Source organism: Robiginitalea aestuariiviva (assembly GCF_029537735.1).
Lineage (GTDB): Bacteria > Bacteroidota > Bacteroidia > Flavobacteriales > Flavobacteriaceae > Robiginitalea > Robiginitalea aestuariiviva.
In genome coordinates, this window is the sequence record NZ_JARPUQ010000002.1 from 852,675 (window position 1) to 873,755 (window position 21,081).

Annotated in this window: 23 protein-coding genes and 1 tRNA gene; 9 read left to right on the top strand and 15 right to left on the bottom strand. The window is 57.4% G+C overall.

Annotated elements, in window-relative coordinates; all coding sequences use genetic code 11:
* Positions 1-79 precede the first annotated feature (79 nt).
* From gldG to OZ410_RS10575, 4 genes are read right to left on the bottom strand one after another with little or no spacing between them, the layout of a single operon-like run.
* Positions 80-1,750: a gliding motility-associated ABC transporter substrate-binding protein GldG gene (gene gldG / locus OZ410_RS10560; RefSeq protein ID WP_277707929.1), complete on the bottom strand. Its 1,671-nt coding sequence runs from the start codon at positions 1,748-1,750 to the stop codon at positions 80-82.
* Complete coding sequence (gene gldF / locus OZ410_RS10565) at positions 1,747-2,478, bottom strand: gliding motility-associated ABC transporter permease subunit GldF (protein WP_277707930.1); 732 nt, start codon at positions 2,476-2,478, stop codon at positions 1,747-1,749. The genes gldG and gldF overlap by 4 nt, the downstream gene beginning before the upstream one ends.
* Positions 2,475-2,780 carry a putative quinol monooxygenase gene (locus OZ410_RS10570; RefSeq protein ID WP_277707931.1) on the bottom strand — a complete coding sequence of 102 codons (306 nt, stop codon included), beginning with the start codon at positions 2,778-2,780 and terminating at the stop codon, positions 2,475-2,477. The genes gldF and OZ410_RS10570 overlap by 4 nt, the downstream gene beginning before the upstream one ends.
* The gene (locus tag OZ410_RS10575) at positions 2,780-3,610 is read right to left on the bottom strand and encodes an SAM hydrolase/SAM-dependent halogenase family protein (protein ID WP_277707932.1); all 831 of its coding nucleotides are present in this window, start codon (positions 3,608-3,610) and stop codon (positions 2,780-2,782) included. Before OZ410_RS10575 ends, OZ410_RS10570 begins: the two co-directional genes overlap by 1 nt.
* 123 nt (positions 3,611-3,733) lie before the next feature.
* Between OZ410_RS10575 and OZ410_RS10580 the strand changes: the two genes are divergently transcribed.
* Together OZ410_RS10580 and OZ410_RS10585 are read left to right on the top strand one after the other, a co-directional pair.
* The gene (locus OZ410_RS10580) at positions 3,734-4,687 is read left to right on the top strand and encodes a PhoH family protein (RefSeq protein WP_277707933.1); all 954 of its coding nucleotides are present in this window, start codon (positions 3,734-3,736) and stop codon (positions 4,685-4,687) included.
* A 1-nt stretch (position 4,688) separates the two neighbouring features.
* Positions 4,689-5,642, top strand: coding sequence for a phosphoribosylaminoimidazolesuccinocarboxamide synthase (locus OZ410_RS10585; RefSeq protein ID WP_277707934.1), 954 nt, complete (start codon positions 4,689-4,691; stop codon positions 5,640-5,642).
* A gap of 2 nt (positions 5,643-5,644) precedes the next feature.
* Here the strand turns inward: OZ410_RS10585 and OZ410_RS10590 are convergent, their stop codons facing one another.
* Both OZ410_RS10590 and OZ410_RS10595 read right to left on the bottom strand, forming a co-directional pair.
* Positions 5,645-6,307, bottom strand: a complete 663-nt coding sequence (locus tag OZ410_RS10590; protein ID WP_277707936.1) for a 3'-5' exonuclease — start codon at positions 6,305-6,307, stop codon at positions 5,645-5,647.
* Positions 6,307-8,220 carry a DUF294 nucleotidyltransferase-like domain-containing protein gene (locus tag OZ410_RS10595; protein WP_277707937.1) on the bottom strand — a complete coding sequence of 638 codons (1,914 nt, stop codon included), beginning with the start codon at positions 8,218-8,220 and terminating at the stop codon, positions 6,307-6,309. The genes OZ410_RS10590 and OZ410_RS10595 overlap by 1 nt, the downstream gene beginning before the upstream one ends.
* 124 nt (positions 8,221-8,344) lie before the next feature.
* On the opposite strand from OZ410_RS10595, the gene OZ410_RS10600 reads away from it, so the two are divergent.
* Positions 8,345-9,109, top strand: a complete 765-nt coding sequence (locus OZ410_RS10600) for an SDR family NAD(P)-dependent oxidoreductase (protein WP_277707938.1) — start codon at positions 8,345-8,347, stop codon at positions 9,107-9,109.
* A gap of 41 nt (positions 9,110-9,150) precedes the next feature.
* Here the strand turns inward: OZ410_RS10600 and OZ410_RS10605 are convergent.
* Positions 9,151-9,224, bottom strand: a tRNA-Met gene (locus OZ410_RS10605).
* Between the two features lie 141 nt (positions 9,225-9,365).
* Between OZ410_RS10605 and OZ410_RS10610 the strand changes: the two genes are divergently transcribed.
* Positions 9,366-9,749 carry an START-like domain-containing protein gene (locus tag OZ410_RS10610; protein WP_277707939.1) on the top strand — a complete coding sequence of 128 codons (384 nt, stop codon included), beginning with the start codon at positions 9,366-9,368 and terminating at the stop codon, positions 9,747-9,749.
* 42 nt (positions 9,750-9,791) lie between these two features.
* On the top strand, positions 9,792-10,616 hold the full coding sequence (locus OZ410_RS10615; protein WP_277707940.1) for an aminotransferase class IV: 825 nt from the start codon (positions 9,792-9,794) through the stop codon (positions 10,614-10,616).
* On the opposite strand, the gene OZ410_RS10620 is transcribed toward OZ410_RS10615, so the two are convergent.
* The 5 genes from OZ410_RS10620 to OZ410_RS10640 all read right to left on the bottom strand — a co-directional run bounded on the left by OZ410_RS10620 (position 10,613) and on the right by OZ410_RS10640 (position 15,144).
* Positions 10,613-11,173 (bottom strand): YqgE/AlgH family protein, encoded by a 561-nt coding sequence (locus tag OZ410_RS10620; RefSeq protein WP_277707941.1) that lies wholly within the window; start codon positions 11,171-11,173, stop codon positions 10,613-10,615. The genes OZ410_RS10615 and OZ410_RS10620 overlap by 4 nt on opposite strands.
* Positions 11,174-11,291: 118 nt before the next feature.
* The gene (locus OZ410_RS10625) at positions 11,292-11,564 is read right to left on the bottom strand and encodes an HU family DNA-binding protein (RefSeq protein WP_277707942.1); all 273 of its coding nucleotides are present in this window, start codon (positions 11,562-11,564) and stop codon (positions 11,292-11,294) included.
* 178 nt (positions 11,565-11,742) lie between these two features.
* On the bottom strand, positions 11,743-12,690 hold the full coding sequence (gene fmt, locus OZ410_RS10630; RefSeq protein WP_277707943.1) for a methionyl-tRNA formyltransferase: 948 nt from the start codon (positions 12,688-12,690) through the stop codon (positions 11,743-11,745).
* A complete protein-coding gene (locus OZ410_RS10635) occupies positions 12,687-14,588 on the bottom strand; it encodes a RecQ family ATP-dependent DNA helicase (RefSeq protein WP_277707944.1) in 1,902 nt (633 codons plus the stop codon). The genes fmt and OZ410_RS10635 overlap by 4 nt, the downstream gene beginning before the upstream one ends.
* The gene (locus tag OZ410_RS10640; RefSeq protein WP_277707945.1) at positions 14,581-15,144 is read right to left on the bottom strand and encodes an AAA family ATPase; all 564 of its coding nucleotides are present in this window, start codon (positions 15,142-15,144) and stop codon (positions 14,581-14,583) included. Before OZ410_RS10640 ends, OZ410_RS10635 begins: the two co-directional genes overlap by 8 nt.
* A gap of 91 nt (positions 15,145-15,235) precedes the next feature.
* On the opposite strand from OZ410_RS10640, the gene OZ410_RS10645 reads away from it, so the two are divergent.
* The 4 genes from OZ410_RS10645 to OZ410_RS10660 all read left to right on the top strand — a co-directional run bounded on the left by OZ410_RS10645 (position 15,236) and on the right by OZ410_RS10660 (position 18,042).
* Entirely contained in the window at positions 15,236-15,523 is a 288-nt protein-coding gene (locus OZ410_RS10645; protein WP_277707946.1) for a DUF493 family protein, read from the top strand.
* Positions 15,524-15,596: 73 nt separating this feature from the next.
* Positions 15,597-16,271: a DUF4290 domain-containing protein gene (locus OZ410_RS10650; RefSeq protein WP_277707947.1), complete on the top strand. Its 675-nt coding sequence runs from the start codon at positions 15,597-15,599 to the stop codon at positions 16,269-16,271.
* Between the two features lie 4 nt (positions 16,272-16,275).
* Positions 16,276-17,583, top strand: a complete 1,308-nt coding sequence (gene murA / locus OZ410_RS10655) for a UDP-N-acetylglucosamine 1-carboxyvinyltransferase (protein WP_277707948.1) — start codon at positions 16,276-16,278, stop codon at positions 17,581-17,583.
* 9 nt (positions 17,584-17,592) lie between these two features.
* The gene (locus OZ410_RS10660) at positions 17,593-18,042 is read left to right on the top strand and encodes a hypothetical protein (RefSeq protein WP_277707949.1); all 450 of its coding nucleotides are present in this window, start codon (positions 17,593-17,595) and stop codon (positions 18,040-18,042) included.
* 2 nt (positions 18,043-18,044) lie between these two features.
* Here OZ410_RS10660 and OZ410_RS10665 read toward each other — a convergent pair whose 3' ends face one another.
* The 3 genes from OZ410_RS10665 to OZ410_RS10675 are packed head-to-tail and all read right to left on the bottom strand — an operon-like array spanning position 18,045 to position 20,976.
* A complete protein-coding gene (locus tag OZ410_RS10665; protein WP_277707950.1) occupies positions 18,045-19,034 on the bottom strand; it encodes a pirin family protein in 990 nt (329 codons plus the stop codon).
* A gap of 16 nt (positions 19,035-19,050) precedes the next feature.
* On the bottom strand, positions 19,051-19,500 hold the full coding sequence (locus tag OZ410_RS10670) for a VOC family protein (protein WP_277707951.1): 450 nt from the start codon (positions 19,498-19,500) through the stop codon (positions 19,051-19,053).
* A gap of 42 nt (positions 19,501-19,542) precedes the next feature.
* Positions 19,543-20,976, bottom strand: coding sequence for an amidohydrolase (locus tag OZ410_RS10675; RefSeq protein WP_277707952.1), 1,434 nt, complete (start codon positions 20,974-20,976; stop codon positions 19,543-19,545).
* Positions 20,977-21,081: the final 105 nt, after the last annotated feature.

Below are 21,081 nucleotides of genomic sequence, written 5' to 3' on the forward strand. Positions count from 1 at the left end.
GGCTTTTACAGGCCTTTTAAGCCTTCTTACAAATATATCCCAAATGTACCATGGAGGAAAACAAACTTATCAACAGGAATTACCCGCCATAGTGGCGTTTGCGCCAAAAATGGGCCCCCGCTCCACCCAGGAAAACGAGCAGGAGGGGTACCCCCAGGTTCAGCCACTGCCAACCGCTCCGACCGGCGGCCGTGCGGGCCGGGTCCAGCATGGGGATGGCCACCTGTTTGTTGCGGATGTTGATAAGTCCGGTATCCTCCAGGAGGTAGTTCATGGCATTGACCAGAAAATCCCGGTTGCCGTAAAAATTGTTGGTCCAGGGGTCGTACCCCAATTCAAGGGGCCGGCCTTCGCGTATGGCATTGGAGGCCAGGTCCCCGTCCGCCACCACGATCATTTTGTTTTCGGGCCCCTGCTCGGTAAACGCACCGGCATCTGCCGGGAGCACCCGGTTCCGGTAAGCGGACTGGAAAGCCCCTTCCACCAAAACAGCCAGGGGGAGGTTCCCGGGCTGGAAAGCCTCGGGGTTGGGCTCCTGCCGGATGATATCCAGGGAAATCAGGCGGGGGGCACCCTCCGGGCGGGATCGGGGGGAGGACCGGTACAGGATGGTTTTCCGGTACGCGTTTTCCAGGGTATCCAGACTGCTGGCAAACTGCATGCGCAGGGCCTCGGTGTTGGTATTCAGGGGGTGGTCTTCCCGGGAAATCACCATGGGGTTGTACACCCAGGGCAGGGGGTCGTACTGGGCTTCTGTGCCGCTGCCGGTAGCCAGGACAATCTGGGTGCAGAACAGGTCGGCCACCAAGTCCCGGTTCAGGCGCACCCCGTAGCGGAACAAAAGGTCGTCCAGGTTCAGGTCGCGCGGCAGGGCCGCACTCTGTCCGTCCCGGTTGCGCAGGCTGTCCATCTCCATGGCCACAGGGTCTATAAGCCATAGGGTCCTGCCCCCCCGCACCATAAACTGGTCAAGCACCAGCTTTTCGGCATCGGTAAAGCCCTCCGTGGGCTTGGCAATCAGGGCGGCGTCAAACGTTTCCAGGGCCTCCAGGGTGCCTTTCGGGTTCTGGTCCACAGAATCCAGGGTAAAGGGGGCAATGCGGTAATAGGCCCCCAGTTGGCCCAGGTAATCGGCCAGGTAGCGGTCTTCCACCTCCCCGTTCCCTTTCAGCACGGCTATTTTCTTGGGGTCGGTGATTCCGAGTTTGGTAAAGGCATCCGCAAAGGCGTATTCCAGGTTCTGGATGGAGCGGTTAACCCGGGCTTCGGTGTCTGCGCCCAAAAGGTTGCGCAGCAGGGGTACTACCTCGCTGCGGTCCCCGTGGTTTACCACCGCCCAGGGGAAAACAACCTCCTGGGAAACCCGCCCGCCTTCCTCGGTGGTCACGCTGGCGGCTTTCATCCCCATAGCCTGGAGCTGGTCCAGGATGCCGGGCGTGGTTTCCGCCTCGGTCACCGGGTCCAGGAATTCGAAGTGGAGCTGGGGATGCGATTCGGAAAACTGCTCCAGGAGCAGCACGGTTTCCCGCTGCAGTCGGGCAAATTCCGGGGGCAGGTCGCCGTCCAAAAGGAGGTCTACCACAATGGGGCCGTCCAGACGCTGCAGGGCCTTCACACTGGGCGTAGCCAGGGTAAACCGGCCGTCTTCGGTCAGGTCCCAGCGGGCGTAGGCCCATTGGGCCGCGAGGTTCACCAGGACCAGGGCCCCAGCGGCAAGCAAGTACGGACGTAGGCGATGAAGTATTTTCATTGGCGCAGGCGGTTAATGCGGATCGCGGTAAGCCAGAGGAAAAAGGCCGTCAGGCTCAGGAAATACACCATGTCGCGGCTATCCAGCACGCCCTGGCTGATATTCTCATAATGGGCTTTCATGCCCAGGTCTGCCACCCAAAGGGCGCTGCCGCCATCGGCAAACAGGCCGGCAAGGCTTTCAAACCCGATGTAGGCACCAAAGCACAGCAGCAGCCCCAGCAGGAAAGCCACAATCTGGTTGTCCGTAAGGCTGGAGGCAAACAGCCCCATGGCCGTGTAGGCTGCCATCAGCAGGAAGAGCCCCAGGTAAGAACCCCACACCAGGCCCATATCCAGGTTGCCGGGTTCCATCCCCAGCTGGTAAACGGTGTAAACGTAGAGCAGGGTGGGAACCACGCTCAGGAAGACCAGTACAAAGACACCCAGGAATTTTCCCAGCAACAGGCCGGGCAGGCTCAGGGGCTTGCTCAACAGCAGCTCCAGGGTGCCCAGTTTGCGTTCTTCGGACACGGCCCGCATGCTCAGGGCCGGGATCAGCAGCAAAAAGGCCCAGGGGGCCAGCAGGAAAAACAAGCTCAGGTCCGCAAACCCGTAATCCAACAGGTTAAAAGGGCCTTTAAAAACGAACAGAAACAAGCCTGTAAGCACCAGGAAGGACCCGGTAACCAGGTACCCCACCGGGCTGCTGAAAAATGAGGCTATCTCTTTTCTGAATACCGCAATCATAGTGTCTCGCTTGCCGGGTTAACGGCCTCCAGGCTCCAGGCTTCTGCGCGTTGGGCAAAAAGTGCCCTGGTGCGCCCCCAGACCTCCCGGAAGAATTCGGATTCCCGGTAGTGCTCCAGATCTGCTTCGGAGTCCCAGAGGCTGTAGGTAAAGTACACCTCCGGAGCCTTCAGGTCCCGGTGCAACCTTACCAGGCGGCAGCCCGGGAACGCTTCGATCGAAGGCCGGGACGTCTCGAAAATCCGCTCAAAACTAGGAATATTTTCCGGTTTGAAGGTCATTTTTACAATTCGGGTCAGCATCAGGAGAAGTTAATGATTACGGTGTCCCGGTAAGTGAGCCCGAGCAGGGTTGAAGCTCCGCCCACGCTCTTCGGGTTGCTCTTGTAGATAGCCAGTTCCACGTAGCCCGAGGCATTGATCAGGGCAAGCAGGTCTCCCGGGCCCCGCCGCTGGGAGGGTTCCAGGTCGTAGTTGATCAGCCCGCTGTACTGTTCGTGGATTTCTGTGAGTTTTCGGTTCCGTGCCTCCAGGGTAAATTTCCGGCCTTTGCGGTAGGCCTCAAACAGGCTTTTGTGGATATTGGTCACTACATTCCCGTAATTGTCGATATAGATCACACTGCCTGTAATGGTATCGCCGTCATTGGAAATGCGGGGTACGAATTCCTTCAGAGTACGGAGGGTTTTCAGGGGTTTTCCGATCACTTCCAGGGTGCCGCCCCGCGCCAGGTGGCAGGCCGCTTTCACAAACACCTCCAGAGTAGGGAAGGAGCTGTCCTGGGTATTTGGCAGGTCGATATCGAAGATTTTTTCCGGCCGTACCGATTCGGCGATTAAACTCAATACCCCGTTGTCTGCACCGATAAAGTAATGATTGTCTGCCTTTACGGCCAGGTGGCGGGTTTCCGGGGTGCGTTCTGCGTCCACGCCCACAATATGGATGGAGCCTTCCGGAAAGGAGCGGTAAGCATTCTTGAGGAGGTAGGCGCATTCCTGGATGTGGAAGGGGGTAACCTCATGGGAGATGTCGACCACCACGGCATCTTTCAGCTCGCTGTAAATGGTTCCTTTAATGACGCCCACGGAGTGGTCTTTAAGTCCAAAATCCGTGGTCAGGGTGATGATCGGCATCCTGCGCTGTTGATATTTTTTTAGGGCTCCCTACTGAAATTTACGTAAGTTTGTTAGACAAAATTAAGCAAAAAACAGCGGAGCTTTACAGCGCCTACTTCCACAATTTCAAACCGCCGATTTTTGAACGAAATCACACTAGAACTCATCGATATCAGCCCCCGGGATTTTTTCGGGGAAGGGAATATCAACATCAACCTGCTCAAGAAGTCTTACCCCAAACTGAAGATCGTGGCGCGGGGCAGCCGCATCAAGGTCTATGGGGACCCGCCCTTGCTGGAGGAATTCCGGCAGCGCTTCGAGATGCTGACCACCCATTTTTCCAAATACAACAAGCTGGATGAAAATGCCATAGAGCGCATCCTGAGCAGCACCGGGAGGGAGGAGTACGCCTCTTCTGAAAAAAGCGGGAACGTGCTGGTACATGGGGTAAACGGGCGCCTGGTAAAGGCCCAGACCGCCAACCAGCGCCGCCTGGTGGATGCTGTGGAGAAAAATGACATGGTGTTTGCCATTGGCCCGGCCGGTACAGGAAAGACCTACACCGGGGTGGCCCTGGCGGTACGCGCCCTGAAGGAGAAACAGGTCAAGCGGATCATCCTGACCCGCCCTGCCGTGGAAGCCGGGGAAAACCTCGGGTTTTTACCGGGGGACCTCAAGGAAAAGCTGGACCCTTACATGCAGCCCCTCTATGATGCGCTGCGGGATATGATCCCGGCCGAGCGACTCGCCAAGTTCATCGAGGACGGCACCATCCAGATTGCCCCCATGGCCTTTATGCGCGGGCGCACCCTGGACCACGCCTTTGTGATCCTGGATGAAGCCCAGAACACCACCCACGCCCAGATGAAGATGTTCCTGACGCGAATGGGAAAGAACGCCAAATTCCTGCTCACGGGCGACCCCGGGCAGATCGACCTGCCCCGCCGGGTGATTTCCGGCCTGAAGGAAGCCCTGCTGATCCTGAAAAACGTGCAGGGGATTTCCTTTATCCACCTGGACGATAAGGACGTGATCCGCCACAAGCTGGTCAAGGAAGTCATCGAAGCGTATAAAAACATCGAACACCAGAACTGATATGGCCGGCACACTTACAGATACCAATTTTCAGTTCCCCGGGCAGCTGGGGGTATACAAAGGCAAGGTAAGGGAGGTTTATTCGCTGGAGGGCGACCTGCTGGTGATGGTAGCCACGGACCGGCTTTCCGCTTTCGACGTCGTCATGCCCAGGGGCATTCCCTACAAGGGGCAGATCCTGAACCAGATTGCCACCCGCATGATGCGGGATACCGAAGACCTGGTGCCCAACTGGCTGCTGGCCACGCCGGATCCGAATGTGGCCGTAGGCGCGCGATGCGAACCCTTTAAAGTAGAAATGGTGATCCGCGGCTACCTGGCCGGGCATGCCGCCCGTCAATATAAAGCAGGCCATCGGGAACTTTGCGGGGTGCCGCTACCAGAGGGATTGAAAGAAAACGACCGCTTCCCGGAGCCCATTATCACCCCGGCCACCAAGGCCGAAAAGGGGGACCACGATGAGGACATCTCCCGGGAGGAAATCCTAAACCGGGGGCTGGTGAGCGAGGCGGATTACGAGGTTCTTGAAAAATACACCCGGGCCCTGTTTACCCGAGGCAGCCAGCTGGCTGCCGAAAAAGGCCTGATCCTGGTGGATACCAAATACGAATTCGGGCGGAAGGCCGATGGCACCATTGTGCTCATTGATGAAATCCACACTCCGGACTCGTCCAGGTATTTCTATGCCGACGGCTACCAGGAGCGGCAGGACAAGGGCGAACCCCAGAAGCAACTCTCCAAGGAATTTGTAAGGCAGTGGCTCATTGCCAACGGCTTCCAGGGGCTGGAGGGGCAGACCCTCCCGGAGATGTCCGACGCCTACATTGAGACGGTTTCCCAGCGCTACATTGAACTCTATGAGCAGATCCTGGGCGAGCCCTTCCAGAAGGCAGACACCTCCCAAATGGAGGACCGCATCCGCCGCAATGTACTTGAATACCTGGGCACGCTTTAGGCTTATCCCCGTAACCCCCCTAATTTCAGAAGCTGTGCCGTATCCCGGACCCCCTTGGACTTCAGGGCTTCCAGGATATGCAGTAAGGCGTATGCCGTAATCTGGGCGTCCCCCAGGGCGGTATGCCGGTCCTTGCAGGAGATGCCGTACCGGGAGGCCAGGTCGTCCAGGGTGTAACGTTCTTTCCGCCTCAGCAGCCGGCTTTTGATCAGGGTATGCCGGTAGAGGGCCTCGGTATCCACGAAGGGCTGGTCCGGGGGAGGGAGCTCCCACCGGGCATATGCCGCCTGCAACATGGCCCGGTCAAAGGCTACATGGTGACCCACCACAATAGTACCTTCCAGGCGTTCCCGGAGCCCTTCCAGGACCTCCCGCTCGGGCAGGCGTGCATTGGGCCCCTCCCTCAGGATGCCGTGGATGGGTACGGATTCCCCATCGAAGACCTCCTGGGCCAGGAACCATTCCCGGCACTCCCGCACCCGGATGCGGGCATCCCGAACCGGCACAATACCCAGGCTCAGGATGCGGTCCCGCTGTGGGTTCAGCCCCGTGGTTTCGGTATCCAATACCACAAAAGGCTGGTTCGCCAGGGGCAGTGCCCTGTGCCCATGAGCACCCCCATTCCCAAAGCGTGTCCGGATGAAGTGTTGCCAGCGCTTAAGCATCAGAGAACGGACTTGAGTTGGAAGCGAACCGCTATCAGTTCCTGCAGTCCTTTAAGGGCCTTAAAGCAGCGCTTCAGTTTCATTTTTTCTTCCTTACTCAGTTGTTCCAGGGCAATAAAGCGGCCGGAATCCCCGTGCAGTAACCCCTGCCGCGCCCTGAATTTCAAAAGGGCCTTGGTGGCGTAGCTGCAGGAGAGGAAAAGTTCCCGGTTGGCCGGGTCCGCCTCCGCCAGTTTTTCAAAGCGCGCGGCCGTATTGTTAATACCCGGGATGCGGTGGGCCAGGGTTAGTACCCGGGCTGCATCGGTCAGGGGAAGCAGGGCGCGGTGTTTCAGGTCGAAAAAGTCCTTGTGGGCCCCGTCCTGTTCCAGCAGGAACTGCCGGAAAAACCCGGTAGGAGAAGGGCTTTGCAAGGCGCCCCGGGCCAGGTGCTGCAGGAATATGGGGTGGCTTTCCACCCGCTCGAATATAAAATCGGTCAGTTCCCGTACCAGGCGTTCGGCCCCGTAGGTGTAATTGAAATCAAAGAAAATGGACGAAAGCAGGACTTCTTCCGATCCCGTATTGCGCATCCACTGCGTGATGCGCTTTTTCCACTGGTCCAGCGGCAGGCACCAGTCCGGGTTGGAGGCCATCATTTCTGCCGGGCAGTAGGGGTACCCGATCTTGAGCAACCCCTTGTTGATCCGGCCGGCGAGTTTCAGGAAATAGGCCTGTGTCTCTTCCTGTTTCCCGGCTTCCACGGCCGCATAGACCAGGGCGTTGTCCTGGTCCGTGAGCAGCAATTGCTCGCCCCGGCCCTGGCTGCCCAGGGATATCCAGGCAAAAGGCACAGGCGGGGGCGGTTCCTTCTGCAGGGCCAGCAAAATGACCTGTTTGATGCAGGCGTCGTTCAGTTCGCTGATGATCTTCATGGTCAGGGACATGGGGACGTTGTGCTGCAGGTAGCGCTGCAGCAGGCGGGTGATCCGGTTGCGGACGGCCCGGATTTCCTTGATACGGGTACTGCGCCCTACGGCCCGCATCAATACTTCCGGGTTTTGCCCCATGGCCAGCAACAGGTCGTGTTTGGAGAGTATACCCACTGCAGGACTGCCCGGGGTACCGTCTTCGGTCAGGCAGAGGTGGCCAATCTGGTTCTTCATCATGCCCAGCTGGGCCTGGGTCACGGTAAGGCCTTTGGGGTAGGTAATAACAGGTGTGGTCATCACGGCCCGTGCGGGAGCATCAATCGGGTGGTTCCCACTCACTACCTGGGTACGCAGGTCCCGGTCCGTAATAATACCTACGGGCAGGCCCGCTTCCAAAACCAAAACGGATCCCACCTTTTTCACAGTCATGCGGGCGGCCACGTCCTTCACAGGGGTATCCGGGGTACAGGTCACCAGTTTTTTGGGGGCTTTCAGGGGCAGCAGGGCAGGGGGGCTTCCCGGGATGGCCGCTTCCGAACCAAAGCCGGTACCCACCAGGGTGCCGCTGTGCTGGCGGGCATAGGGGTTGCGGGTATTGGAGGCGAAGCTTTCGATCAGGAAATTACCCACTTCCTCGTAGGTGGTCACCAGGGGGCGGAATTGGGCAATGGGTATGGCATACAGGATGCTTTCCTCCTGGGTGCGTGCCTCCAGTTTGTAGCTTTCCCCGGCCATAAGCGGGCGCAACCCAAAGATGTCGCCCTCGTCGCAAATATCCATGATTTCCCCGCTGCTGCTGCGTCGCAACTCCACGGCCCCCCGGTGCACCACATAAAAGAAGGCATGGGCGGGGTCTTCTTCCCGGAAGATGTACCGGTGTTTTTCCCGATACAGGATGTCCACCCCACCGGCCAGGGCCAGCAGGTCTTTTTCGGTGAGTTCGCTAAAGGGGGGGTAACGCCCCAGAAAATCGGCGACCCGTTCGGCAATGCGGTTATTCATGGGTGCGGTTTTACGTAAAATTACGATATCTTGTGGGGATGTAGCCGGAAATGAACCGGAGCCTTTCTCATGTTGCGGTAAGGTTCAAAATGATCTTATCAGAAACATATTAATATCCTATGCCATGCAAACCGATTTCAAGAATAAAGTAGCCCTGGTTACCGGGGCCACCAGCGGGATGGGCAAGGCGGTGGCCGAGGCCTTTGCCCGGGCCGGGGCCGCCGTAGTCTTCGCAGGCCGGAATGCGGAGCGGGGCGGGGCCTTGCAAAACGCCCTGCAGGCCGAAGGGGCAAAGGTTTGTTTCGTGCCCGGCGACTTGAGCCAGATGGCCAATAACCAGCACCTGGTGGATGAAGCCGTTGCCCGCTTCGGGAAGATAGACCTCGTTTCCTGCAATGCCGGTATCCTGGGGCTGGGTTCGGTTACCGAGGTTTCCGAGGCGGTCTGGGAGCAGACCCTGGCCACCAACCTGAGCGCGGTATTTTACCTGGCCAAGGCCGCTATCCCGGAATTGCAGAAACAACCCGGGGCCAGCTTTACCATAAATGCCTCTATTGCAGCTTTCAAGAGTTTCCCGAACCACCCGGCTTATTGTGCCTCTAAGGCCGGGGTTGTGGCCCTGATGAAGCAGATGTCCCTGGATTACGGGCCGGCCATTCGTGTAAATGCGGTCTGCCCCGGCCCGGTAGACACCCCGCTGTTATGGGATTCGGCCCGGGCCTTCCCGGACCCTGAAAAGGCCGTGGAGGCAGCTGCCAAAGCCACCTCCCTTAAACGCCTGGGCACCCCTGAGGACGTGGCCAACCTTACCCTCTTCCTGGCCTCGGACGCCGCTGCCTGGATGACCGGTTCGGCGGTTACCATTGATGGGGGCATTTTAAATCGATAGCGCACATAAAAAAACCGCTCCTTATGGAACGGTTTTTTCTGTAGCGAGAGGGGGACTTGAACCCCCGACCTCAGGGTTATGAATCCTGCGCTCTAACCACCTGAGCTACCTCGCCTGGTGTACTAAAAGCGGCTGCAAATATAATTTTTAATTCCGGCTTGGTCAACAGTTGCGGGCATAAAAGTTTTAGGGGAATTATTTTTTTTCCCTCTATAAAATGATATATTGCCCCGAACGCAAATCCGTCTGGCTTCCTATGGAGGATAAGGTAAAATTCGAGCTCGAATTCGTCATTCAATCTTCACCCCAACTGTTGTATCAGTACCTCTCCACCCCCTCCGGGCTGTCGGAGTGGTTTGCAGACAACGTAAATTCCCGGGGAGAGCGTTTTATGTTTATCTGGGACGGGAGCGAAGAAGTGGCGGTGCTGCTCAAGCGCAAATCCGACGAGTTTGTGCGTTTTGCATGGGAATACAACGAGGACGACAGCTACTTTGAAATGCGGATTATCGTAGATGAGATTACCAGCGACGTGTCCTTGTTCATTACCGATTTTGCAGAGGAAGACGAACTGGACGAGGCCAAAATGCTCTGGGAAAACCAGGTTTCGGACCTGAAGCAGATTCTGGGCTCTACCTAAAGACCGGGGAGTCGTATCTTTGCACTCCCAATACCGGTATCCATGGTCAATTTCAATGGGGACCTGCTCCCCGATACAGCTCATTTTTTAAATCACGAGAACCGGGCCCTCCGCTTTGGGGACGCCCTTACCGAAACGGTGCGCTATACCGGGCAATCCCTGTTGTTCTGGGAGGCGCATTATTTCCAGATGATGGCAGCCCTGCGGCAGCTCCGTATGGATATTCCCATGGCCTTTACCATGGAATACCTGGAAGAAGAAATTCGTAAAACCCTGAAGGCGAATGCCCTGGAGGCTGTGCCTGCCCGGGTAGACCTGATGGGGATTCGCAGCAATGCCGGGGGGGTAGACCTGCTTATCCAGGTGCAACGTCTGGAAACGGCCGGGTTTGTTACCACTTCCCAGGCGGTGCGGGCAGACCTGTACAAGGATTACCTGCTGCCGGCCGGCGGGCTTTCCACCCTGCCGCATAACAACCGTTTGCTGGAAGTGTTGGCGGGGATATATACCCAGGAAAATGGCTGGGATACCTGCCTGTTGCTTAACGACAGGAAGGAAGTGGTACGCAGCCTGGAAGGCCCGCTCTTCCTCCGGGTGGGCGACCAGATTCGCACCCCGGGGTTGGCCGGGGGCAGCCCGGATACCGTGTTGCGCAGGCAATTGCTGGAATGGGGGAAAACCGATACACATTACCAATGGGAAGAGGCCCCCATATCTCCATTTGACCTGCAGAAGGCAGACGAATTGTTTTCGATCCACCCCGTGCTGGGCCTATGCAGCATTACCGATTACCGCAAGGCACACTTCAATACAAAGGCGGCAACCCACGCCACCACCGTACTCAATGAAAAAGCCGGGGTTAATTAATTGAGGCTTGGATTTTCCGGGGCGTTGGACCAGAGCAGGTAATCCCCGCCCAACTCCATCATTTTTTCGCGCCAGAAGGCCTGGGTAGATTTTCGGATAATATCGCTTTCGTAGTCGTTGGAGACTACAATCCAGGATTTGGACACAAGTTCCTGGTCCAGTTGCAGGGAAGCCCAGCCGGAGTAGCCGAGGAAAAAGCGGATATCGTGCTGGGAAATTTTGTGCTGGTTGATCAGGGAAACGGTGATTTCAAAATCGCCCCCCCAGTAAATGCCGTCGGAGATTTCCACGCTGTTGGTGATCAGGTGGGGCACCTTATGAATAAAGTACAGGTTATCCTGCTCCACAGGCCCGCCGTTGAAAACGGGGAACGGTACCTGTATCTCCTCTACCAGGTCGGTCATACTGTAATTCAGAGGCTTATTCAGGATAAAGCCGACGGACCCCTCCTGATTATGCTCCGCCAGCAGGACTACCGAACGGTTGAACGATACGTCGCCTGTGAGCGTGGGTTCTGCGATGAGCAGGTTGCCCTTCTGGGGTTTCCCTCCTAGCATAAAAAGTAGCTTACCTTTTTAAATATAGAAACTATCCCGAAATAATCAAAAGTTGGCAGAAAAAAGGCGGCCCCGCAATGTTGCAGGGCCGCCCGAAGTATCTTACCGTCTTGGTGAATTAGTTCACGGCATCGCTCAGTTCGGAGCCTGCTTTGAACTTCACTACGTTTTTAGCCGGGATTTTGATGGTCTTACCGGTAGAAGGGTTGCGGCCTTCACGGGCATTTCTCTTGGATACAGACCAGGAGCCGAAACCAACAAGGGATACGCGGTTTCCTTTTTTCAGAGAGCCTTCAACATTGCCGAGGAAAGACTCGAGAGCTTTTTTAGCAGCGGCTTTAGTGATACCGGCATCTGCGGCCATGGCATCGATCAATTCTGTTTTGTTCATAATTCTGTAACGTTAATTGGTGTTATACATATTGCAAAGCGAAAACAAATTTATACGGATTTGCCGCCGACGCAAGTAAAACCGGGGGAAATCCCCGTTTTTGTTGATAACTTCGGGCCTTTGTTGATAAACTGGGATGGAAGCGGCCTTTCGCTCGTATCCCTTATGCCACGGGGCCTCAGCGAAATTCGGCCCGATTTGAGATTTCCAGCCCGTTTAACAGGTCTGAAACGGGCATGCGTTTCTTTCCTTCCAGCTGCAATTCTTCCATTTCCAGTATGCCGTTTGCGGTATGGGCCAGTAGTTTACCCTCCCGGACCTCCAATCGGCCCGGGGGCAGGGTGGCAGTGCCCGGAATGGGATGTGCCCGGAAGACTTTGGCTTGCTGGGCAGGGCCGTCGTTGTGGAATTCCGTCCAGGCCCCGGGGTACGGGCTTAGCCCCCGGATCAGGTTGTGGATGGTGTCGGCAGGTGCATCCCAGGCAATCCGGCAATTCTCCCGGAAGAGTTTAGGGGCCTTGCGCAATGCCCCGGCTTCCGGTTGCGGCTGCGGCTGTACGGTTCCATCGGCCAGGCGGTCCGTGGTTTCTACTACCAGCCCGGCCCCCAGGGCCATCAGGCGGTCGTGCAGGGCACCGGCATCTTCCGCCGGCCCGATGGGGGTAGTCCGTTGCAGCAGGATCTGCCCGGTATCGATCTGGTGGTCGATCATAAAGGTAGTCACCCCGGTTTCAGTTTCCCCGTTGATCAGCGCCCAGTTGATGGGGGCTGCACCCCGGTATTGGGGCAGGAGGGAGGCGTGGAGGTTAAAAGTCCCCAGGGCGGGCATGGCCCATACAGCCTCCGGCAGCATGCGGAAGGCCACTACTACCTGCAGGTCGGCCTGCAGGCCTTGCAGCGCCTCCAGAAACTCGGGGGCTTTTAATTTCTCGGGTTGGAGTACCGGCAATCCGGCCTCTAGGGCATATTCCTTCACGGCAGAAGGCCGGAGTTTCCGGCCGCGGCCGGCTGGCCGGTCCGGGGCAGTAACTACGCCCACCACGGTGTGGGCGGAATGCACCAGGGCGTCCAGGGAGGCCACGGCAAAATCCGGGGTGCCCATAAATACAATGCGAAGACTTTTCATGGTTTGGTAAGCTTATATTCGTTAGCGGGCCCCAGGGCAATACGACCCTCTTCCAGCAGCAGCCGGAGAAGTTCCAGGAGTTGGGTTTCCGGAAAGGACCCCAGCGCCTGTATCTCCCTGGAGGTCTTAGGGCCTTCACCCAACAGCTGCAATATGCCCTTGCGCAGCCCTTCGGATTCCGCGGGGCCTTCTTCCAGGGGCAGGCAGAGGTCGCAGTTCCCGCAGGGACCCTGCGTCGTTTCTCCAAAATATTCCAGCAGGCTGGAACGCCGGCATCCCTTTTTCAGGGCGGCATAGGCCAGCATGTGTTCCACCTTCTTTATTTTTACCTCCTGCCTTCTGCTGTAGGCCCCGGCAAAAGCGTGTATGCTTCGGGCATCTTCCCTGGGCTGCAGGAATTGGAGTTGCAGGTCCCCTTCCCGCACCTCCAGCAGGACCAGGCCTTCCTTTTCCATTAGCCGGAGCCCTTCCAGGATACGGACTTCGGGTTGCTGAAGTTTTTTGGCCAGCAGCCCCAGGCGGATTTCCGTAGGGTATTCAAACACCCCGCCATAGGTGCGCAAGACGGTTTGTACCAGCCCCTGCCAGGCGGGCACCCGTTCCAGGTATTCCCATAAGGCGGCTTTGCTGCAATCCATCTGCAGGCTAACCTGGGTCCGGGCGAGGGGCCTCAGGGATATCAAGCCCTGCCGGTCCAGGACTTCCAGGGCCTGGAAGGTGCCTTTGGAAGGCAGCTTGTACTGGCCGCAAAAGGCCTCGAAGGGAAAGGAAAATACGGTTTCCGGCAGTTCGCCATAGGCCACCTGGAAGTAATTGCACAAATGCCGGTAAACGGCCACCAGGTCCTTGATTTCGGGCAGGCTTCCCAAATAGAATTCCCGCGTCCTTGCTGCATCCGAGGGCCCGATGAGCAAAAGGGCGCGGGCGGGAGCCCCATCGCGCCCCGCCCGCCCGGCTTCCTGGTAGTAATGCTCAAGGGTTTCCGGGGTTTCGTAGTGCACCACGGTCCGTACATCGGCCTTGTCTATGCCCATGCCAAAGGCATTGGTGGCCACCACGATGGGGAAGGTATTGTTTTGCCAGCCGGCAAGCACTTCTTTCTTCTCGGCTTCCTGCATGCCCCCGTGAAAATAACGGGCTTTAAGTCCTTGCTGGTTCAGGTAGGCTGCCAGGGAGGTACTCGCCCGGCGGGTCTGTACATATACTATAGCGCTGCCTGCCGATTCCCGGAGGGCGGCCTGCAGGCGGTAGCGCTTGTCCTGGGTATGGATTACGCGAAATTGCAGGTTGGGCCGGGCTACGGAATCCCGGAAAACGGGGGCCGCCTCCAGGTGCAGGACCTGCCGGATGTCCGTGAGCACTTCCGGCGGGGCCGTAGCGGTAAAGGCGGCCAGGGGCACTTCTGGAAAGCGTTCCCGCAGGCGTGCACATTCCAGGTAGGCGGGGCGGAAATCAAAACCCCATTGGGAAATGCAATGGGCTTCGTCTACCGCAATCAGGCTTAAAGCAATGCCTTCCAGTCGCTTCAGTACCGTGTCCTGCCGCAGCCGCTCCGGGGAAAGGTAAAGGAAATCGTACCCCCCGAAGGCGGCATTATCCAGTCGCTGTATCAATTGCTCCTCCGGGAGCCTGCCAAAAAGCCCCATGGCGCGTATGCCCCTGCCTTTAAGGTCCGTAATCTGGTCCTCCATCAGGGCAATCAGGGGGGAAATGACCAGACACAACCCCTCCCGGACCAGCCCCGGCACCTGGTAGCATAGGGATTTGCCGCCGCCGGTGGGCAGCAGGGCCACGGCGTCGGACCCGGACACCAGGGCGCGGATAATCTCCGCCTGCTGGCCCCGGAAGCCTTTGTAGCCCCAATATTTTTGTAAGATTTCCTGTGCCGTCTCAGCCATTGGTTTCCCCGATTAATTCCAGGAGGTGGTCCACCCGTTTTTCGATGGAGGCAAAGCCCAGTTCCTGTACCTGGTAGCCGCAGCGCGCATAGCTTTCCAGCAGGCACTGGTGGATTTCCACGGCCTCTTCAAACCGCTCCAGGCGTTCCCCATCCTGCCGGTAGATTTCCCTCCAGGGTGGGAGGACCACCGCCATATGGTACCGATATTGCCTGCAGGGTTCCAGGAACTCCCCGTCGTATTCCTGCCCGAAGTAATCCATATAGGCGATCACATCCGGCAGGCCCCGGTCGTAAAATACCACAGGGTCCTGCAACTGGGTGGCATGGTGGAATTGTGCCAGTCGCCCGTGGAGGATTTCCCGGTTGAAGGCCATAGGGTCTTTGGCAAAGAGCAGGGGGTTGGTTTTCGGGGCCGTGCTGGCTTCCCCCTTGGCCTTTTGGGTCATCTCTCGGATAATCTCGTGGAAGCAGGTGTGGCCCCTGCGTTCCAGCTCGCGGACCAGCACGGTTTTCCCGGTGCCTGGCCCGCCGGTAATCACGATGCGTTTGGTCATCTGGACAGCCGGGTTTTCGGGGTAAAAATACACATTCCCCCCGGGAGGCTAAAATGCAGAGTAAACTGTTATCTTTGTAAAAAGTATCGGAATGGGAGAGAACGAGTCGGAGGATTTTTACGCCCGCCTGCGGGAAGAACTGGAGAAATCCACCCAGTGGCCTTCGGATTACCTCTATAAATTCATCATCCCCACAGACCCGGAGAAGGAGCGCACTATCGGGGCGATCTTCGACAACACCGGGGCTGTAATCCAGACCAAAAAATCGCGGAACGGCAAGTACACCAGCCTGTCCATCACGGTAAACCTGCAAGGTCCGGACCAGGTGATAGAGAAGTACAAGGCCGTGGGCAAAATTAAGGGGGTGATCTCCCTTTAATGCGGTATTCTCGCCTTTTTTTGGTACTTTGCACGCGAAAGATTGACTTCACTTCTTACTCAAACCATATTCATTGGAAAGTACTTCTAACCCGGTTTATAACCTCGAATACAATACCGAACGCCCATATCTGCACATTCCCGAATACGGCCGCCATTTTCAGAAAATGGTAGATTACGCCACGTCGATAGAAGACCGGGAGGAACGCAACCGCATTGCAGGCGCCATCATCAGCTGTATGGGCAATATGCAACCCCACCTGCGCGATGTGCCGGACTTCCAGCACAAGCTTTGGGACCAGTTGTTTATCATGTCCGATTTTAAACTGGACGTGGACTCCCCGTATGACATCCCGAGCAAGGAGGTGCTGGCCCAGCGCCCGGAGCCCCTGGATTATCCCCAGAACCACCCCAAATACCGGTTTTACGGCAACAACATCAAACGGATGATCGACCAGGCGGTGCAATGGGAAAAGGGCGACAAGCGGGACGGCCTGGAGTACGCCATTGCCAACCATATGAAGAAGTGTTACCTGAACTGGAACAAGGATACTGTGGATGACCGGGTGATCTTCGAACACCTGCTGGAGCTGAGCGACGGGCAGATTGACCTGGCCTCAGACGGGGAGAACCTCACCGAAAGCGGGCAGTTCCTCAAGCAGATGAATGCCAAGTCCAACCGGAGTAGTTCCAAAAGCAACACGGGTAAGAAGGGCTCCCGCGGCGGACGCGGCAAAAAGCGGTATTGATCCCATGGGAACATTCAGAATAGAAGGCGGGCATACCCTGAAAGGGGCCATTACCCCCCAGGGGGCTAAAAATGAGGCCCTTCAGATCCTTTGTGCGGTGCTGCTGACCCCGGAGCGGGTTACCATCCACAACATCCCGGACATTGTAGACGTCAACAAACTGATAGCCATCCTGGAAAACCTGGGCGTTAAGATCCAGAAAAAGGGGAAGGGGTCCTATACCTTCAAGGCAGACGATATTAACCTGGAGTACCTCCGCAGCGAAGCTTTTAAGGTAGACGGACGGGCCCTCAGGGGTTCCATTATGCTGGTTGGTCCGCTGCTGGCGCGTTTTGGGCAGGGCTTTATCCCCAAGCCCGGGGGCGATAAGATTGGCCGCCGTCGCCTGGACACCCACTTCGAGGGCTTTATGAAGCTCGGGGCGCGGTTCCGGTACAATAAAGAAGAGCACTTTTACGGGGTAGAGGCAGACGGGCTGCAGGGCACCTACATGTTGCTGGACGAAGCCAGTGTTACCGGCACGGCCAACATTGTGATGGCTGCCGTAATGGCCGAAGGGACCACTACGATTTACAATGCTGCCTGCGAGCCTTACCTGCAGCAGCTGTGCAAGATGCTCAACCGCATGGGGGCCAGGATTTCCGGGATAGGCTCGAACCTGCTCACCATTGAAGGGGTGGCGCAGCTTGGCGGCACCGAGCACACCATGTTACCGGACATGATCGAGATCGGCAGCTGGGTAGGCCTGGCCGCCATGACCCAGAGCGAACTCACCATCAAAAACGTAAGCTGGGAGAACCTGGGGCTTATCCCGGGGACCTTTGCCAAACTGGGGATCACCCTGGAACGGCGCGGCGATGACATATTTATCCCGGCCCATACGGACGGGTATACCATTCAGAACTACATTGACGGGTCTATCCTGACTATTGCGGATGCCCCCTGGCCGGGCCTGACCCCGGATCTGCTGAGCATTATCCTGGTGGTGGCTACCCAGGCCAATGGGGAGGTCCTTATCCACCAGAAAATGTTTGAAAGCAGGTTGTTCTTTGTGGATAAATTACTGGATATGGGGGCCAAGATCATTTTGTGCGACCCGCACCGGGCCACCGTGATTGGCCACAACTTTCAGTCTACCCTGAAGGCGACCGTCATGACCTCGCCGGATATCCGGGCCGGGGTTTCTTTGCTGATTGCCGCTCTTTCGGCCAAAGGCACGTCCACCATCCACAACATCGAGCAGATCGACCGCGGATACGAAGCCATCGATACCCGCCTGCAGGCGATAGGCGCCCACATCACCCGGGTATAGTTTTTCAGGATGAAATTGAAGTGGGCTACCCTGGCAATCTCCGGCATTTTATTGATGCTGTTTCTCCTGATGCTCCTGCTCCGGCCTGGCATCTTTATCCATGCCCTTGTTGAGGAACCTTTTATTCCCCTGGGTAACCTGTTGTTCTGGCTGGCCTTTATTGCCTTTCCGATTTTTCTGGATGCCGCGAGCTTTAGCTTCAGGCAACCGGCTGCGGCCTGGGACAAATGGATTGCCAAAGGATTTCGGATAGCAGTTGTGTTGGCCGTATTGTGGTGGCCTGTTTCCTATGGGCTTTCCGGCAATTTTGCCAATACCTTCAGCCCCGGGCCGTCTTTCGTCGGGAGTGAACGCGCCGCAGGCATTTTCTGGGCATACAGCTATGCCATGGTACTGCTGCCCGTTGCCCTTTGGCTCCTGAGAATGCTATTGGCCCTTCTGGGTAAGCCCCGCAAGTAACGTTAGTCTTTTTCCACCTCGGTGCCGTCCGGGAAACGGGCAAAGCGCCCGCGGCCCGCTTCGTGCACCGGGTCCGGATGCCTCCAGGGCCACCCCCCGAAGCGGGTGGTGCGGAATTCATCCATGGCCGCCTGAATCTCCTCCGGTTTGTTCATCACAAAGGGCCCGTATTTGGCTACGGGTTCGGCAATGGGTTTTCCCTGCAGCCACAACAGGCGCGCCGGGCTTTCTGATGCCTGTATCTCGGTTTCACCCACCTCCGGAATAGCTCCGTTACCGGCTTGCAATTCCGTATCGGCAACCCGAACCGGGCCGCCTTCAAAAAGATATACCCGACGCGCAACGCCCGCAGGTACTTCCGGCAGGGAGAATGATCCTCCGGCTTCCAGTTCAAGCAGGGCAATCACCACGTGGTTTTCGGCATCTGATGCCCAGGAATCGGGAGGGGGGGCAGGGGCGTTTTGCCCTTGCAGGGACCCGGCTACCAGGCGGATGCGGGCCCCATCCTGGTCAACGATCGGCACCTGGTCCTTCCACAGCATACTGAAATAGGGCGAAACCCGTTTGCTTTTGGCCGGGAGGTTCAGCCAGATCTGGAAGAGTTCCAGGGTATTGGGCCCGTCAGGGTTCAGCAGCGGGAACATCTCCGAATGCTGCAGGCCGGCCCCGGTAGTAATCCACTGCACATCGCCTTCCCCGAAACGGGCAGCGGCACCCAGGGAATCCGCATGGTCGCAAAACCCGCGGGTTACGATGGTTACCGTTTCAAACCCGCAGTGCGGGTGGGAAGGGAAGCCGGGCACGGTTTGTCCGTGGTACATACGCCACCCGTCCTTCAGGGTAAAATCATTGCCCAGGGGTCGCCCCGCCAGGGAAGCGGCCGGCCCCAGGTCGGTATTTCCGGCCGGGAATTTGTCCAGGTGGTGTACACAGAACAGAAAGGGGTCTGGGGTATCCCAGGGAAAGCCCAGGGGAAAGGTTTTGATGGCCATAAAGTGATGTGTGCTTTTACAGGTGTTTGGCAGTATTGATTTCAATCCAGTTGTCCTCGGGGTCCCTCAGGTAGATTTGTCGGACGCCATCGGCGCGCAGGGTAACGGCGCCCTCTTTGCCCGGCCAGTCCCAATAAGGAACCTTTTCCCGTTCCAGGAAGGCGATAAACCCATCCAGGTCCTGCAGGGAGAGGCAGAGGTGCACGCTTTTGTTCTCGGTTTTAACCACCCTGTCCTTGCGGATCAGGTGGACCTGGGTGTTCCCCTGAACGCGAAACCACCGAAAATTCACGGTATCGCTTGGGTGGGGTATTTCCTCCAACCCCAGGACGTGGGCGTAGTAATCCCCGGTTTTCTTAAGGTCCTCCACCACAAAGGAGTAGTGATCATAGGTAAAATCCCATTGTTGTGCCCGTACCCAACTGGTACATAGCAAAAAGGCAAAGGCAAGTGTAAACGTCTTCATGGTCATTTATTTTGGTGTAAATGCCGGGATTTGGCAGTGGGATTACTCGCTGTCCGGGATGGGGGGTGGCCCGTCCGGAATGATGGGTTCGTATTGTACATCTCCCTTACGCTCCACGTATTCCGCCTTTACCTGCTGCACCAGCTTGGGGTTTTCAAAGAGGTCGGCCATAGTCATCCCAAGGGCTTTGGCGGCATAGAGCATGCCCTTATGGCCAATGCTCATCCCCCCGCAGGCCACCACGGCCCAGGAGTGCCAGGGGGTATCTTTGGGGGCGGTGGTTACCCCCAGGTTGATGTTGGCCACGTTCCAGCTTACGTCGCCCACATCCGTAGAGCCCCCGCCGGGGTGTTCCTTGGTGGCTTCCAGGGGGCGGATGCCGCTGTCCATCCCTACCTGCGGTTTGCCGGTGGCTTCCTGGATTTTCTTGGCAAAGGCCTGTTCCTCTTCCGTGTAGGTAATAGGGCCCAGCAGTTCCAGGTTATTCTGCATGGCTTCCCCCCCGGTACGGTTCACCAAAACTTCATAAATACCGGAAATCAGGGAAATCTTATAATCCACATTGGCCATAATGGCGGCCCCTTCGGCCATTTTCTGCACCTGTTCGTATACGGGCATCATCCCTTCCCGTTTGGTATCCCGTACCCGGACCCAAATCTTGGAGTAATCGGGAACTACGTTAACTACCTGGCCGCCGTCCTGGATGTGGTAGTGGATGCGCACCGTGGGTTTGATGTGTTCCCGGTAGTAATTGATCCCGGTGGTATAGAGTTCCAGGGCATCCGATGCGCTGCGGCCGTTCCAGGGGTCGGCCGAGGCGTGTGCAGCCTGCCCGAAGAATTCCACCTTAAAATCCACCAGGGCCAGGGTACTCTGTACGTCGGCTTCGGTCTGGGCGGCAGGGTGCCAGCTCAGGTTCACATCCACATCGTCCCAGAGGCCCTCGCGGACCATCCAGATCTTCCCGAAGAATTTTTCCTCTGCCGGGGTGCCCATAAACTTAACGGTCCCGGAAATGCCTTCCTGCTGCATCCATTCCTTTACGGCAATGGCCGATGCCAGGCTGGCCGTCCCAAAGAGGTTGTGCCCGCATCCGTGCCCGGCAGCGCCCGGGTGAAGGGGTTCCTTGGTGGGCTGGGCTTTCTGGGAAATCCCCGGGAGGGCGTCAAATTCGCCCAGGACGGAGATCACGGGCTTCCCGCTGCCGTAGGTGGCCACAAAGGCCGTGGGCATACCTGCCACCCCGCGTTCTACGGTAAAGCCGTTGCGCTCGGCATAATCGGCCAGGATGCGGGAAGAGGTGCCTTCTTCGAAAGCGGTTTCCGCAGCGGCCCAGATGGAGTCGCTCACGCGGATGAGTTCCTGCTCATGGGCATCCACTGCCGCTACGATGGTTTTTTTAGCCCGGGTCATCTTTTGTGCCTGGGCGGCCATGCCCAAAGTCAGCAAGGCAGTCAGTAAGAGGGTCCTTTTCATATGTGCGAAAAATAGTTGGTTTGGAGGTTAGGGGGCTCCGCGCCCCGAAGCCTTAAAGATACCAAAAAATGTATGGGGTGCCAGCCGGGGGGCTGCCGTTCATCG

Coding starts and splice junctions, on each gene's coding strand:
- OZ410_RS10675 (WP_277707952.1), bottom strand. CDS start 20,976: ATGAAAAGGACCCTCTTACTGACTGCCTTGCTGACTTTGGGCATGGCC.
- OZ410_RS10660 (WP_277707949.1), top strand. CDS start 17,593: ATGAAATTGAAGTGGGCTACCCTGGCAATCTCCGGCATTTTATTGATG.
- OZ410_RS10640 (WP_277707945.1), bottom strand. CDS start 15,144: ATGACCAAACGCATCGTGATTACCGGCGGGCCAGGCACCGGGAAAACC.
- OZ410_RS10595 (WP_277707937.1), bottom strand. CDS start 8,220: ATGAATAACCGCATTGCCGAACGGGTCGCCGATTTTCTGGGGCGTTAC.
- OZ410_RS10645 (WP_277707946.1), top strand. CDS start 15,236: ATGGGAGAGAACGAGTCGGAGGATTTTTACGCCCGCCTGCGGGAAGAA.
- OZ410_RS10585 (WP_277707934.1), top strand. CDS start 4,689: ATGGCCGGCACACTTACAGATACCAATTTTCAGTTCCCCGGGCAGCTG.
- fmt (WP_277707943.1), bottom strand. CDS start 12,690: ATGAAAAGTCTTCGCATTGTATTTATGGGCACCCCGGATTTTGCCGTG.
- OZ410_RS10620 (WP_277707941.1), bottom strand. CDS start 11,173: ATGCTAGGAGGGAAACCCCAGAAGGGCAACCTGCTCATCGCAGAACCC.
- OZ410_RS10575 (WP_277707932.1), bottom strand. CDS start 3,610: ATGCCGATCATCACCCTGACCACGGATTTTGGACTTAAAGACCACTCC.
- OZ410_RS10625 (WP_277707942.1), bottom strand. CDS start 11,564: ATGAACAAAACAGAATTGATCGATGCCATGGCCGCAGATGCCGGTATC.
- OZ410_RS10570 (WP_277707931.1), bottom strand. CDS start 2,780: ATGCTGACCCGAATTGTAAAAATGACCTTCAAACCGGAAAATATTCCT.
- OZ410_RS10665 (WP_277707950.1), bottom strand. CDS start 19,034: ATGGCCATCAAAACCTTTCCCCTGGGCTTTCCCTGGGATACCCCAGAC.
- gldF (WP_277707930.1), bottom strand. CDS start 2,478: ATGATTGCGGTATTCAGAAAAGAGATAGCCTCATTTTTCAGCAGCCCG.
- gldG (WP_277707929.1), bottom strand. CDS start 1,750: ATGAAAATACTTCATCGCCTACGTCCGTACTTGCTTGCCGCTGGGGCC.
- OZ410_RS10590 (WP_277707936.1), bottom strand. CDS start 6,307: ATGCTTAAGCGCTGGCAACACTTCATCCGGACACGCTTTGGGAATGGG.
- murA (WP_277707948.1), top strand. CDS start 16,276: ATGGGAACATTCAGAATAGAAGGCGGGCATACCCTGAAAGGGGCCATT.
- OZ410_RS10670 (WP_277707951.1), bottom strand. CDS start 19,500: ATGAAGACGTTTACACTTGCCTTTGCCTTTTTGCTATGTACCAGTTGG.
- OZ410_RS10600 (WP_277707938.1), top strand. CDS start 8,345: ATGCAAACCGATTTCAAGAATAAAGTAGCCCTGGTTACCGGGGCCACC.
- OZ410_RS10615 (WP_277707940.1), top strand. CDS start 9,792: ATGGTCAATTTCAATGGGGACCTGCTCCCCGATACAGCTCATTTTTTA.
- OZ410_RS10635 (WP_277707944.1), bottom strand. CDS start 14,588: ATGGCTGAGACGGCACAGGAAATCTTACAAAAATATTGGGGCTACAAA.
- OZ410_RS10610 (WP_277707939.1), top strand. CDS start 9,366: ATGGAGGATAAGGTAAAATTCGAGCTCGAATTCGTCATTCAATCTTCA.